The sequence below is a fragment of the Starkeya nomas genome (genome assembly GCF_902703545.1).
Classification (GTDB): domain Bacteria; phylum Pseudomonadota; class Alphaproteobacteria; order Rhizobiales; family Xanthobacteraceae; genus Ancylobacter; species Ancylobacter moscoviensis.
In genome coordinates, this window is sequence record NZ_CACSAS010000001.1 from 3,909,709 (window position 1) to 3,923,290 (window position 13,582).

General features: G+C 70.5%; 13 protein-coding genes. 8 read left to right on the top strand and 5 right to left on the bottom strand.

Going from position 1 to position 13,582, the window contains the following annotated elements; translation table 11 throughout:
- Positions 1–37 precede the first annotated feature (37 nt).
- Positions 38–1,045: an AraC family transcriptional regulator gene (locus STARVERO_RS18485; RefSeq protein ID WP_159600653.1), complete on the bottom strand. Its 1,008-nt coding sequence runs from the start codon at positions 1,043–1,045 to the stop codon at positions 38–40.
- 82 nt (positions 1,046–1,127) lie between these two features.
- On the opposite strand from STARVERO_RS18485, the gene STARVERO_RS18490 reads away from it, so the two are divergent.
- Positions 1,128–2,384, top strand: a complete 1,257-nt coding sequence (locus STARVERO_RS18490; protein WP_159600655.1) for an MFS transporter — start codon at positions 1,128–1,130, stop codon at positions 2,382–2,384.
- 24 nt (positions 2,385–2,408) lie between these two features.
- Here STARVERO_RS18490 and STARVERO_RS18495 read toward each other — a convergent pair whose 3' ends face one another.
- On the bottom strand, positions 2,409–3,011 hold the full coding sequence (locus tag STARVERO_RS18495) for a TetR/AcrR family transcriptional regulator (protein ID WP_159600657.1): 603 nt from the start codon (positions 3,009–3,011) through the stop codon (positions 2,409–2,411).
- A 62-nt stretch (positions 3,012–3,073) separates the two neighbouring features.
- Between STARVERO_RS18495 and STARVERO_RS18500 the strand changes: the two genes are divergently transcribed.
- The 4 genes from STARVERO_RS18500 to STARVERO_RS18515 all read left to right on the top strand — a co-directional run bounded on the left by STARVERO_RS18500 (position 3,074) and on the right by STARVERO_RS18515 (position 6,402).
- Positions 3,074–4,051 (top strand): alpha/beta hydrolase family protein, encoded by a 978-nt coding sequence (locus STARVERO_RS18500; protein ID WP_200837863.1) that lies wholly within the window; start codon positions 3,074–3,076, stop codon positions 4,049–4,051.
- A gap of 67 nt (positions 4,052–4,118) precedes the next feature.
- Positions 4,119–4,535 (top strand): DoxX family protein, encoded by a 417-nt coding sequence (locus STARVERO_RS18505; RefSeq protein WP_144341214.1) that lies wholly within the window; start codon positions 4,119–4,121, stop codon positions 4,533–4,535.
- Positions 4,536–4,626: 91 nt separating this feature from the next.
- Positions 4,627–5,406, top strand: a complete 780-nt coding sequence (locus STARVERO_RS18510) for a VOC family protein (protein WP_159600659.1) — start codon at positions 4,627–4,629, stop codon at positions 5,404–5,406.
- 66 nt (positions 5,407–5,472) lie between these two features.
- Complete coding sequence (locus tag STARVERO_RS18515; protein ID WP_159600661.1) at positions 5,473–6,402, top strand: LysR family transcriptional regulator; 930 nt, start codon at positions 5,473–5,475, stop codon at positions 6,400–6,402.
- 53 nt (positions 6,403–6,455) lie between these two features.
- Here STARVERO_RS18515 and STARVERO_RS18520 read toward each other — a convergent pair whose 3' ends face one another.
- Complete coding sequence (locus STARVERO_RS18520) at positions 6,456–7,310, bottom strand: SDR family oxidoreductase (RefSeq protein WP_159600663.1); 855 nt, start codon at positions 7,308–7,310, stop codon at positions 6,456–6,458.
- Between the two features lie 92 nt (positions 7,311–7,402).
- Between STARVERO_RS18520 and STARVERO_RS18525 the strand changes: the two genes are divergently transcribed.
- From STARVERO_RS18525 to STARVERO_RS18535, 3 genes are read left to right on the top strand one after another with little or no spacing between them, the layout of a single operon-like run.
- On the top strand, positions 7,403–7,792 hold the full coding sequence (locus tag STARVERO_RS18525; RefSeq protein WP_144341218.1) for a winged helix-turn-helix transcriptional regulator: 390 nt from the start codon (positions 7,403–7,405) through the stop codon (positions 7,790–7,792).
- A gap of 39 nt (positions 7,793–7,831) precedes the next feature.
- Positions 7,832–9,190: an MBL fold metallo-hydrolase RNA specificity domain-containing protein gene (locus STARVERO_RS18530; RefSeq protein WP_159600665.1), complete on the top strand. Its 1,359-nt coding sequence runs from the start codon at positions 7,832–7,834 to the stop codon at positions 9,188–9,190.
- Entirely contained in the window at positions 9,187–10,749 is a 1,563-nt protein-coding gene (locus STARVERO_RS18535) for a thymidine phosphorylase family protein (protein ID WP_159600667.1), read from the top strand. The genes STARVERO_RS18530 and STARVERO_RS18535 overlap by 4 nt, the downstream gene beginning before the upstream one ends.
- Before the next feature lie 15 nt (positions 10,750–10,764).
- On the opposite strand, the gene STARVERO_RS18540 is transcribed toward STARVERO_RS18535, so the two are convergent.
- Entirely contained in the window at positions 10,765–12,498 is a 1,734-nt protein-coding gene (locus STARVERO_RS18540) for an ABC transporter permease subunit (RefSeq protein ID WP_159600669.1), read from the bottom strand.
- Positions 12,491–13,570 (bottom strand): ABC transporter ATP-binding protein, encoded by a 1,080-nt coding sequence (locus STARVERO_RS18545; RefSeq protein WP_159600671.1) that lies wholly within the window; start codon positions 13,568–13,570, stop codon positions 12,491–12,493. Before STARVERO_RS18545 ends, STARVERO_RS18540 begins: the two co-directional genes overlap by 8 nt.
- Positions 13,571–13,582: the final 12 nt, after the last annotated feature.

The window sequence follows — 13,582 nt, forward strand, 5'->3', positions numbered from 1 at the left end:
CCGCCGCGCCTCGCGTGCGGCCATCATCGGCCCGGTCTCAGGACCGGGCCGAATGCGTTTGCGCCCGCAGCGCGCCCGGCGCCTGCCCGGTCACCCGCTTGAAAGCCCGGCTGAAGGCCGCCTGCGAGCCATAGCCGAGGCGGTGCGCCGCCTCCTCGATCGGCAGGTGGTCGCGGCCGATCCACTGCGCCGCCAGCCGCATGCGCAGCTCGGTGAGGTAGCGCAACGGCGTCATGCCGGTGACGGTGAGAAAGCGCTCGGCGAAAACCGAGCGGGAGCTGCCCATCTCGGCGGCGAGCTCCGCCACCGTCCAGTCGCGGCCGGGATCGCGGTGCACGGCGGCAAGGACCCGGCCAAGGCGCGGGTCACGCAGCGCCTCGATCCAGCCGCTCGCCTCGCCGCAGCCGCATTCGACCCAGGCGCGGACGATGAAGGCGGACACCACATCCGCCAGCCGGGCGAGAATGCCGGCGAAACCCGCGCGCTCGCCGCGCGTCTCGCGCTCCATCGCCTCCAGCATCGGCAGTATCTCGGGATAGCGCGACAGCAGCGTGCCAGCGAACATCTGCTCCGGCATCAGACCGATCAGCGGATTCATGCCGCCGAGATCGAATTCCATGCAGCCGCTGAACACCTGCACCCGCGGCGAGGAACAGTCCCCGCCGGCGCAGGCGGAAATGGCGCTGACGCTCGGGCAGAGCGGGGCGGCGGCGAAATCCGCCACGTCGCGGCCCGGCCGGTCCGGCTGCGAGACCAGATCGTGCCGTCCGCCGCGCGGCAGCAGCACCGCATCGCCGGTGTTCATGGCGTGCACGGCGCCGTCCTCCCGGCGCAGCAGCACCGGGCCGCAGGCGACGAAATGGAACTGCGCCCGCCCCGGCTCCCCGCCGAACCGCAGCCCGAAGGGCGGCGTGAGCTCGATGCGGCGATAATTCACGCCGACGAGCCGCATGCCCATGAGCAGCTCGCTCACCGCGTCGGCGGCGAGCCGGCTCCCGCTCCCGGCGCCGCGCGCGCCGTCATTGTCGGACTTACGATCAACCATTCCGGATTTGATGGCATAGATCGTCCGCCAGTTCCAGCCTACGGCTGCTGCAACGCACAACGCTTCTCCAAAAGGATCTCCCATGAGCGACGCATTGCAGTGGCGGGAGCAGACGGCCGACGCCCTTTCGCCGGAGGCCGTTTCTGAGCCATCCATCACCGAACCGGCGGCCCCCACCGGGTTCGCCGCCGAACCCGCCTGGGCCGCCGTCGGCTCGCTTACCCTCGGGGTTTTCGGCCTCGTCACGGCGGAATTCCTGCCCGCGAGCCTTCTCACCCCGATGGCCGCCGACCTCGGCATCAGCGAGGGAACGGCGGGGCAGGCGGTGACGGCGACCGCGACCGTCGCACTGGTGGCGAGCCTCATCGTCACCGCCGCGACCCGCACCATCGACCGCCGCCTCGTCCTGCTCGCCTTCTCGGTGCTGCTGGTGGCGTCGAACCTCATCGTCGCCTTCGCGCCGAACCTCACCCTGCTGCTGGTCGGCCGCGTGCTGCTCGGCGCGGCGCTCGGCGGCTTCTGGGCCATGTCGGCGGCGCTCGCCATGCGGCTGGTGCCGGAGGCGCTGGTGCCGCGCGCCCTGTCGATCATGTTCAGCGGCGTCTCCGCCGCCACCATCTTCGCCGCCCCGGTCGGCAGCTATGTCGGGCATCTCTTCGGCTGGCGGGTGGTGTTCCTCATCGCCGCCGCGCTGGCGGTGGTGACGCTCGTCGCCCAGTTCGCGACACTGCCGAAGATGGCGCCGAGCGGCACGGCGCGGCTGCGCACCCTCGTCGACGTGCTGCGGCGGCCGGGAATCGCCATCGGCGTGCTCTGCGCCATGCTGGTCTTCACCGGGCACTTCGCCTTCTTCACCTATATCCGGCCGTACCTCGAGACGGTGACCGGCGTCGGCATCAGCGCGGTCTCGGGCATCCTGCTCGGCTTCGGCGTGGCGAACTTCGCCGGCACGCTGCTCGCCGGGCCGCTGCTGGAGCGCAGCCTGCGCCTCACCCTCGTCGCCATGCCGCTGCTCATGGGCGCGCTGGGCCTCGGCCTGGTGACGCTGCAGGGCACGCCGGGCCTCGATTCCGTGCTGATCGCGCTGTGGGGCCTCGCCTTCGGCGCCGTTCCCGTCGCGTGGTCGACCTGGCTCACCCGCACCGTGCCCGATCAGGCGGAAACGGCGGGCGGCCTGCTGGTCGCGGCGGTGCAGTTCGCCATCTCGCTCGGCGCCGCCGGCGGCGGGCTGATCTTCGATCTCGACGGGGTCTCCTCGGTCTTCGCCGCGAGCAGCGCGGTCCTGCTGGCCGCCACCCTCATCATCCTCGTCGGCGTCCGCTCGCGGCGGACGGCATAGCGCGAGCCGGCGGCGGGCGGTTCCTCAGGGTGCCGCCCGCCGCGGCTCGTCCAGCGCGGCGCGCACGAGCCGGCAGGCGGCGCGGCCGGCCGATTCCATGTAGCCGGGGTCGCGATGGAGCAGCACGACCGCGAAGGAACCGTCGATCAGCAGCACCACCTGCCGCGCGAGATCGCGCGCCGCCGCGCTGTCGATGCCGGCGTCCTCGAACAGCCCGCATAGCCAGTCCTCCAGCCGCGTCTTGTGGGCCCGCCCGGCGCGCATCGCCGGGTGTCCCGGCATATTGAAGAGCTCGACCGAGGTGCGCAGGAAACCGCACCCCTTCCAGCGGGCATGGCCGGCGGCGCTCGCGAGCGCGCGGAACACCGCCTCGATGCGCGCGGCGACGTCGCCCTCCGCCTCGGCATACTGCCGCCGGAACCAGGCGAGGTTGGGCGGGTCCCGCGTCTCCAGATAGGCGGCGATCAGCTCGTCCTTGCTGCGGAAGTGATAATAGAGCGTGCGCTTGGTGACGCCCGCCTTCTCCGCCACCGCATCCACGCTCACCGCGCGGATGCCCTCGCCATAGAAGAGCTTTCCGGCGGCCTGAAGAATGCGCTCGCGGGTAGGCAGGGCAACGGTTTCCATGCCGGGAAAGTATACTGCCTAGTGAATATACACCATCGCGGCTTCGCTCTAGCGTCGCCGGCATGAGCACGGGAAGCCCCATCGCCGAGATCGAGCCGCGCAGCGTGGCGATCGCCTGCCGGGACGGCGTCGTCCTCGGCGGGCATTTCTGGCCGGCGCAAGGACGGGCCCCGCTGGGCGCCGTCGTCATCAACCCGGCGACCGGGGTGCTGGCGCGCTATTACCACCGCTACGCCCGCTTCCTCGCCGGCCACGGCTTCGACGTGCTGACCTTCGACTATCGCGGCATCGGCCTGTCGCGGCCGACCGGCCTGCGCGGCTGCGGCTATCGCTGGCGCGACTGGGGCGAACAGGACGTCGACGCGGCGCTGCGCTTCATGGCGGAGGAGTCCCCGACCGGCCCGCTGATGGTGGTCGGCCACAGCATCGGCGGCTTCCTGCCGGGACTGGCGGAAAGCGGACGACGGATCGGGCGCATGCTCACCGTCGGCGCGCAATATGCGTGGTGGATGGACTACGCGCCGCGCCGGCGGCTGGGCCTGCTGTGGCGGTGGCATCTCGTCATGCCGGCAGCCACCCTGCTCTGTGGCTATTTCCCCGGCCGCCGGCTCGGCTGGCTGGAGGACCTGCCCGCCGGGGTCGCCCGCGAATGGAGCTTCCGCGGCCCGCGCTTCGAGACCAGCCACCCGCGCGGGAAGCGGGCGGAGGTGCTGTCGCGCATGGCCGGCGTGCGGGCATCCATTCTCGCCGTCTCGGCCTCGGACGATGAATTCGGCACGATCCCGGCCCTGCGGCGCGCGCTTTCCTACTACACCGGCGCCGGGCGCACGCAGGTGCAGATCGATCCGGTGGACTATGGCCGCGAGACGATCGGCCATTTCCAGCTCTTCCACGACAGCCACGCCGCCGGCTTCTGGCTGGATACGCTGATCTGGCTGCGCGACGGACGGAACCCGTGGCCGCGCCGCGTGGTGGAGGAACTGGGCGGTGCCCCTGACGCTCCTCCAATTCATTCCGAATTGGAAATGGTGTCTCGGTGATCGACCAGATTATCATCTGATCCGACATGGCCGACATTCCGCGCATCTTTCTTGCGGAGTTCCCATCATGATCGACAATCGCACCGCCCCCTATGCGGCCCTCGTTCTGCGCCTCTCCCTCGGCATTCTCTTCCTCGCCCATGCCGGCCTGAAGATCTTCGTCTTCACCCCGGCCGGTACCGCCGCCTTCTTCGGTTCGCTCGGCCTGCCCGGCGCGCTCGCCTACGTCACCATCGTCTGGGAAGTCGTCGGCGCCATCGCCCTCATCCTCGGCATCTGGCCGCGCATCGCCGCTCTCGCCCTGATCCCGGTGCTCCTCGGCGCCATCGCCACCGTGCACGGCCCGGCCGGCTTCTTCTTCACCAATCCGAATGGCGGCTGGGAATTCCTGGCGCTGTGGATCGCCGGCCTCCTCGCCCTCGCCCTTCTCGGCGATGGTCCCTTCGCCCTGAAGACCGGCTCGAACGGCGCGTCCGGCCGCTGACGCCGCCACGGAGGTCGCAACCGTGACCACACAGGCAACATCCGCCGCGCGGGAGGCTTCTCCCGCGCCGGCCAGCTCCCCGTCTCTCTCCATGGGACGCGTGGCCCTGACCGTGAACGATCTCGACCGCGTCGCCGATTTCTACGAGCGCGCGGTCGGCCTTCACCGGCTACGGCGCGACGGCGAGACCGCGCAGCTCGGCGCGGGCAATACGGTGCTGCTCGAACTGCGCCGCGACGCATCGGCCCGGCGCCGGTCGCCGCGCGAGGCGGGCCTGTTCCACACCGCCTTCCTGCTGCCGGCGCGCGCCGATCTCGGCCGTTGGCTGATGCACGCCGCACAGGAACGGGTGCCGCTCGTCGGCGCCTCCGACCATGCGGTGAGCGAGGCGCTCTACCTCACCGATCCCGAAGGCAACGGCATCGAGATCTATGCCGACCGGCCGCGCGACAGCTGGACCTGGCATGACGGGCTGGTGCACATGTCCACCGAGGCGCTCGACCTCCCCGATCTCGCCGCCAGCGCCGGACAGGGCCGCTGGACCGGCTTCCCGGAAGGCGCCCGCGTCGGCCACGTGCACCTGCAGGTCGGCGCCATCGGCCCGGCGGAGGAGTTTTACACGGGCACGCTCGGCTTCGACATCACCGCCCGCTATCCCGGCGGCAGCTTCTTCGCCGCCGACGGCTACCACCACCATCTGGCGACCAACATCTGGAACAGCCGCGGCGCCGGCCCGCGGAGCTACCCCTCGACGGGCCTTGCGGAGGTGGAGATCCGGCAGCGCTCCCCCGCCACCCCGCCGCGCACCGAGCTGGCGGATCCGTGGGGCACGGCCATCGCGCTGATCGGCGAGGCCGTCACCTCCGGTTGAGGCGAAGACGGCGGCGGGCGGCTATGATCGCGCCGCCCGCCGCGTCGCCGGCCCCGGAAGATCGCCATGGACCGCCTCGACTGTGACCGCATGCTCGTCGCCGTGCTCGACACCGGCAGCTTCGCCGAGGCGGCAAGGCGGCTTGGCGTCAGCCCCGGCCAGGCCTCGAAGCTCGTCTCCAGGCTCGAATCCGATCTCGGGGTGCAGCTCATCAAGCGCACCACCCGCGCCCTGTCGCCGACCGAGGTCGGGCAGGCCTATTACGAGCGGGTGAAGCTGCTGCTGGACGAGTTCGACACGCTGGACGCCTCCGTGCGCAACGCCTCCGGCGCGCCGGCGGGCCGCCTGCGCCTCACCGCGCCGATGTCCTTCGGCCGCATCCAGCTCATGCCGCTGCTGCTCGCCTTCGCCGACGCCTTTCCCGACATCCAGCTCGACGTGAACTTCTCCGACCGGGTGGTGAACCTCGTCGACGAGGGCTTCGACATGGCGGTGCGGGTCGGCAAGCCGACGGACAGCCGGCTGATCGCGCGCAAGCTGTGCGATGCCCATGTGGTCGTCGTCGCCGCGCCGGCCTATCTCGACAAGCACGGCGAGCCGGCGACCCCGGAGGATCTGGCCCGGCACGAGTGCATCGTCGACGACAATTTCCGCGACCCGCTCAACTGGCGCTTCCAGGCGGGAGCGCGCAGGGACCCGACCTCGGGCGGGGCCGGCGCCATCACGGTCGCGATCTCCGGGCGGCTGCGCTTCTCCAACGGCGAGGCCTGCCTCGCGGCGGCGGAAGCCGGCTTCGGCATCGCCCGCGTGCCGAGCTTCATCGCCGAGGCCAGCCTCCGCGAGGGCCGCGTGCGGCAGCTCCTGACCGAGCCGGAAGAGCCGCCGCTCGGCATCTTCGCGCTCTACCCGCCGGCCAAGCACCTCGCGCTCAAGGTGCGCACGCTCGTCGACTTCCTCGCCAACAGCTTCCGGCCGGAGCGGGACTGGAACCGCTGAATACGGGACGCCGGACGGCGCCCCGCATGCCGGCGGCTCCGCCCGCGCGGCCTCTACGCGCCGACGGCTTCCTTCACCGTCTGCCGCCACGGCGTGGTGGGGCGGCCGATCAGGCGACTGAGCACATGGCTGTCGTCGAACAGCGCTCCGCCGGCGGTCTTGGCGCTGCTGTCGGCGAGGATATGGGCGAAGGGACCGGGAAGGCCCGCCTGCTCCAGCGCGGCGCCATATTCGGCTTCCGGCAGGTCACGATAGACGACCGGCTTGCCGCTGAACTCGGCCAGCGCGGCGGCGAGCTCGTCCTGCGTGAAGGCTTCGTCGCCGGCCAGCTCATAGACCTGCGTGGCGACGGACGTGCCCGCGAGCACCGCCACCGCCGCCGCCGCGTAATCCGCCCGCGCCGCCGCCGAGGTGCGCCCACTCCCGGCGCTGCCGAGCAGCACGCCATGGGCGATGGCGGGAGCCGCGCCGGCGGTGAAGTTCTCGGTGTACCAGCCATTGCGCAGCACGGCGTGCGGTATCCCGCTCGCCTTCAGCGCCTCTTCGGTGGCGCGGTGCTCGACGGCGAGGTCGAGCGGGTTGGTGTCGGCATGCAGGATGCTGGTGTAGGCGATGAATTTCACCCCCGCCGCCTTGGCGGCGTCGATCACGGCCTGGTGCTGCGCCGCGCGCTGGCCGACCTCGCTGGAGGAGATCAGCAGCAGGCGCTCGACGCCGGCCAGTGCCGGCGCGAGGGTGTCCGGCCTGCTGTAGTCGAAGCGGCGGACCTGAGCCCCCTTCCCCGCCGCGTCGGCGGCCTTGGCCGGATCGCGCACCAGCGCGACGACGGCGCCGGGGGCGACCTTCTGGATCAGGGCGTCGATGACGAGGCGGCCGAGCTGCCCCGAGGCTCCGGTGACGGCATACATGGCGGGTCTCCAGCGGTTGCGAATGTGGTTCCGGAGCCGGTATAGTCCCCTAACTTACTTTCGAGAAGTACTTACATAAAGGTAAGTGTTTGATGTTGAAGCGCCTTTCCTCGCGCATCGCCGACCGCCTGGAGCGCGGCGACGTCTTCGAGCCGCGCTGTCCCTCGCGCGAGGTGATGAAGCACGTCACCAGCAGCTGGGGCATCCTGGCCCTCATCGCGCTGCAATCCGGCACGCTGCGCTTCAGCGAACTGCGCCGCAAGGTGAACGGGGTGAGCGAGCGCATGCTCGCCCAGACGCTGCAGCAGCTGGAAGCCGACGGGCTGGTCAACCGGAAGAGCTTCCCCGTCGTGCCCCCGCATGTGGAGTACACGCTGACCCCGCTGGGCGAGGAGGCCGCCGCCCTCGTCGAAGCACTGGCCGACTGGATCGAGGACCGCCTCCCGGCGCTCCGCCCCTCGACGTCCGCGCCGGCGGCGTAACCGCGCCGCCATCTCCAATCCCTCGCGTGGCAGGACAGCATGCTGACCCTCACCTCCCTCGGCGGCGCCGGCACCGTCACCGGCTCCAAGCACCTTCTCCAGTACGGCGACCGGCGCATCCTGATCGACTGCGGCCTGTTCCAGGGCCTCAAGAACCTGCGCGAGCTGAACTGGGAGCCGCTGCCGGTGGCGCCCTCCAGCATCGATGCGGTCATCCTTACCCACGCCCATCTCGACCATTCGGGCTACCTCCCCAAGCTGGTGCGGGACGGCTTCCGCGGCCGTATCCATGCGACCGCCGCCACGCGCGACGTGGCCGAGCTGATCCTGAAGGACAGCGGGCACCTGAACGAGAAGGATGCCGAATACGCCAACCGCAAGGGCTTCTCGAAGCATGCGCCGGCCCTGCCGCTCTACGGCGTGCGGGAGGCGGAACGGGCGCTCGAATTCTTCGCCCTCGCGCCGTTCAATGAGCCGGTCGAGATCGCCGGTGGCGCGCGGCTGACTTTCCGCCATGCCGGCCACATCCTCGGCGCGGCGACCGCCGAGGTCGAATGGGGCGGCCGGCGCATCGCCTTTTCGGGCGACCTCGGCCGCTACGGCGATCCGGTGATGCCGGACCCGGAGCCCGTGCCGGAAGCCGACTACGTCGTCGTCGAATCGACCTATGGCGACCGCCTGCACGACCCGACCGACCCCACCGAGGCGCTGGGTGTCGTCGTCGAGCGGACCATCGCGCGCGGCGGCACGGTGGTCATCCCGGCCTTCGCGGTCGGGCGCGCGCAGTCGCTGCTCTATCATCTCTGGAAGCTCAAGGCCGCCGGCCGCCTCGCGCAGGTGCCGGTCTATCTCGACAGCCCCATGGCGATCGACGCCACCGAGCTGCTCGACGCCCATCGCGCCGACCATCGCCTGACGGCGGAGATGTGCGCCGCCATGGACGCGATCGCCACCTACACGCGCGACGTCGAAGGCTCCAAGGCGATTTCCGCCGGCCGTTTTCCCAAGGTGGTGATCTCGGCGAGCGGCATGGCGACCGGCGGGCGCGTGCTGCATCACCTCAAGGCCTTCGCGCCCGATCCGCGCAACACCATCCTGTTCTCCGGCTTCCAGGCCGCCGGCACGCGCGGCCGCGCCATGCTGCAGGGTGCCCGCGAGATCAAGATCCATGGCGAGTGGATCCCCGTCCGCGCCGAGGTCGACGACCTGTCGATGCTCTCGGCGCACGCCGATGCCGGCGAACTCATGCGCTGGCTCTCCGGCTTCCGCCGCCCGCCCGCTCGCGTGTTCATCGTGCATGGCGAGGCCGAGGCCGCCGAGGCGTTGCGGGTACGGATCGGCCGTGAACTCGGCTGGAACGCCACCGTCCCGCGCCAGGATCAGGTCTTCGACCTATGACGATGCCTCCCTCACCCGCCGCGCCTCCCGCCACGGGCAATGGCAGCCCCAACGGCCTCGCCCAGCCGCCGCTGCGCGCGCGCCGGCTCGGCCTCTACACCCAGCACCAGCCCATCGTCTTCATGCGCACCGATTGCCATGTCTGCCGCTCGGAAGGTCTTTCCGCGCGCTCGCAGGTGCTCGTCACCGCCGGCGCACGGCAGGTGCAGGCGACGCTCTTCCAGGTGGACGGCGACCGCCTGCTGGCGCGCGAGGAAGTGGGCCTCTCCGAAACCGCCTGGGAATTCCTCGGCGTGGCCGAGGGCGACGAGATCCGGGTCAGCCACCCGCCGGCCCTCGAATCGCTCGCCAACGTCCGTCGGCGCATCTACGGCAACCGGCTCGACCAGCGGGCCTTTTCCGAGATCGTCACCGACATCGTGGCCGGGCGCTATACCGAGGTCCACCTCGCCGCCTTCCTCACCGCGAGCGCCGCGCTGCCGCTCGACGAGGACGAGACGACGAGCCTGACGCGCGCCATGGTCGATGTCGGCGACCGCCTGCGCTGGAACGCGCCGGTCGTCGTCGACAAGCATTGCGTCGGCGGCCTTCCCGGCAACCGGACCACGCCGATCATCGTCGCCATCGTCGCCGCGAACGGGCTGGTGATGCCGAAAACTTCCTCCCGTGCCATCACCTCCCCGGCCGGGACCGCCGACACCATGGAGACGCTGGCGCCGGTCGATCTGGACATCGCCGCGCTGAAGCGCGTGGTCGAGGCGGAAGGCGGCTGCATCGCCTGGGGCGGGGCGGTGCATCTGAGCCCGGCCGACGACATCTTCCTGCGCGTCGAGCGCGAACTCGACATCGACACCGAGGGCCAGCTCATCGCCTCGGTGCTGTCCAAGAAGATCTCGGCGGGCTCGACCCATGTCGTCATCGACATCCCGGTCGGCCCGACCGCCAAGGTGCGCGGCGAGGACGCCGCCACCCATCTGGCGGCACGCATCGACGCCGTCGCGGCCCGTTTCGGCCTGTCCACGACCTGCGTCCAGACCGACGGCACCCAGCCGGTCGGTCGGGGAATCGGCCCCGCGCTTGAAGCCTTCGACGTGCTGGCCGTGCTTCGGAACGCGCCGGGGGCTCCGGACGACCTGCGCCGCCGCGCTATCACGCTGGCCGGCGCCGCTCTGGAGATCGGCGGCAAGGCGGCGGAGGGGGAGGGCGCCGCCCTGGCCCATGCGACGCTCGAAAGCGGCGCCGCCTGGGTCAAGTTCCAGGCGATCTGCGCCGCGCAGGGCGGCCTGCGCGAACCGCCGCGGGCCACCTATGTCCGCCCGTTGCTCGCTCCGCGCGCCGGGCGCGTGGTCTACATCAACAACCGCAAGCTCTCGCGCCTGGCCAAGCTCGCCGGGGCGCCCGAGGCGAAGGCTGCCGGCCTCCACATGGAGACCCGCCTCGGCGAGGAAGTCGACAAGGGACAGCCCCTGCTGCGCATCCATGCGCAGACCACCGGCGAGATGGCCTACGCGCTCGATTATGTCGCGCGGGCAGGCGACATCATCGAAGTGGAGCCGTGACCCGAAACGGCGGGCTCAGGACGAGCCCGCCGCGCCCGACGTTCCGCGGAACACCAGCCGGTTGCAGACCAGGATCGCCAGCAGCGAGCCCACCCCGACCAGCGTGAAGATGGCGTTCACCGACGGGGTGAAGCCGAAGCGCATCTGGTTCCACACCCAGATCGGCAGGGTCGGTGCCGTGCCGGAGAGGAACAGCGTCACCATCACGTCGTCCGCCGACAGGGTGAAGCCGAGCAGCGCACCGCCGATGATCGCCCCCCGTATCGAGGGGAACAGCACATGGACGAAGCTCTGCCAATGATTGGCGCCGGCATCCATCGAGGCTTCCAGCAGCGCCCCGTCGAGTCGTCGCAGCCGGGCGAGGATGATCATCAGGATCACCGGCATGACGAAGCTCGACTGGCCGATCACCGTGCGGAAGATGCCGGACGGCACCTGTACCAGCTGCGTCGCCAGCACCATGACGATGCCGAGCACGACGCCGGGGATGGCGACCGGGAGGGCCAGCGCGAACTCGAAGAAGCGCGCCTGCCGCACCCGCCCGTAATGGATCGCGAAGGCGAAGCCGGTCGCCGCGACGGTCGAGACGAGGACCACGGTGAAGCCGACGACGAGGCTGCGCCGCACCGCTTCCAGCATCGACGCGTTCTCCGCCAGCTCGGCGTACCAGCGCAGCGTCGCGCCCTGCAGGGGAAAGGCCTGCACGGAGGAATCGTTGAACGACATCAGCACCATGATGGCGAGCGGCGCGTAGAGGAACAGGTAGGGCAGGGTGAAGGCGGCGGCGGCGAGGCTGCGCAACACTCGCCGGCCGGGGCTGAGCCGGGCGCGCGAGACGGCGGGCCGCGCCCCCTCGTCGCCCATCAGCACGCCCTTCGTCTGCCCGGCCCACATGACGAGGGCGAGCACCACGCCGACGCTCAGCATCAGGCAGACGGCGATGGCCGACCCGTAGGGCCAGTTGTTGGCGATGCCGAACTGCGAGGCGATGACCATGCCGATCATCGTGCCGTCGATGCCCCCGACCATGGAGGGCGTGATGTAGTCGCCCACCGTCATCAGGAAGGCGAGCGAGAAGCCGATGGCGACGCTCGGCCGCGACAGCGGCCACACGACGTGCCGGAAAGTCTGCCAGGCGGAAGCGCCGCTGTCCTGCGACGCCTCGATCAGCGAATGCGGGATCTTCTCCAGCGCCGTGAAGATGGCGACGAAGCAGAAGGGAATCGAGATGTAGGTGTAGGTCAGCAGCACCGAGAAGCCGGTGTAGAGGAACGCCTCGCTCGGCTGATCGAGGACGCCGCTGCCGACAAGGAACGAGTTCAGAATGCCGTTCTGGCCGAGGATCATGCGCCAGGCGAAGACGCGCATCAGCAAGCTGATCCACAGCGGGATGATCACCAGCAGCACCAGGATGGAACGGTTCCTCTGCACCACCCGCGCCGCGTAATAGGCCATGGGATAGGCGATCAGGCAGCCGATGGCGGCGGCGCCGAAGCTGGTGGCGAGCGTCTTCAGCAGCAGGAACTGGAAGCTTGAGGACTTCCACAGCCGCATATAGCTGGCGATGCTGGGATCGAACACGATCAGCCCGTTGGAGGTGCGCAGGAAGCTGGCGCCGATCAGCAGGAGGTTGGGCACCAGCACCAGGGCGATGAACCAGGCATAGACCGGCCAGCCCAGGGGGCTGAAGCTGCGGAAACGGAGCGGGCGGGCGGCGGACATCGGGATATCGGAGGCGATGTCAGCCATGGAACACCGTCGCGTTGCTGGCGTCGAACAGGACGCGCACCTCGCGGCCGGGCGCGTAGCCCTCGCCGCCGGCGGATGGAACCGCGGCGATGATGTTCAGCCCGCCGCAGCGCACGTTCACCTCCAGCGCGTTGCCGAGGAACAGCACGTCCTCGACCGTGCCCGCCACGCTGCAGGCGCCGTTGGCCGGCTGGTCCGCGGCGGCGAGGCGCACGCATTCGAAGCGGATCGCCATCCGCGCCGGACCCGGCCGCGGCGTCGCGACGCCGGAGAGCGGCTGGCCGTCCAGCAGGGCGGTGCAGCCGCCCTCGCCCGGCACGCCGTCGATGGGCAGCAGGTTGGAGCGCCCGACGAACTGGGCGACGAACTCCGAGGACGGGTCGAAATAGATCTCGCGCGGCGTGCCGAGCTGGGCGATGCGCCCTTCGCTCATCACCGCCACGCGATCCGACATGGAGAGCGCCTCTCCCTGGTCGTGGGTCACGTAGACGAAGGCGATGCCGAGCTCGCGCTGGAGCGAGACCAGCATGTGCTGCATCTGCTGGCGCAGCCGCAGGTCCAGCGCCCCGAGCGGCTCGTCGAGCAGCAGGATGCGCGGACGACAGACGATGGCGCGCGCCAGCGCCACGCGCTGGCGCTGGCCGCCGGAGAGCTGGTGCGGCAGGCGGGCGGCGAAGTCGCCCATGCTCACCAGCTCGAGGCATTCGCGCGCCTTGGCGAGGCGCTCGGCCTTGCGCGCGCCGGCCATGCGCAGCGGATAGGCCACGTTCTCCAGCACGCTCATATGGGGGAACAGCGCATAGCTCTGGAAGACGGTGCGCACGTCGCGGCGGAACGGCGGGACATGGGTGATGTCCTCGCCGTCCATCAGGATGCGGCCGACATCCGGCTGCTCGAAGCCGGCGATCATCCGCAGCAAGGTGGTCTTGCCCGAGCCGCTGGGGCCGAGGATGGAGAAGAACTCCCCGGGCTCGACCGAGAAGGAAATCCGGTCGAGGGCCGGTCGGGTCGCCCCGTCATAGGTCTTGTCGACCCCCGCGACGGTCAGGATCGCCTGCGAAGACTTTGCCATCACTCGTGCTCC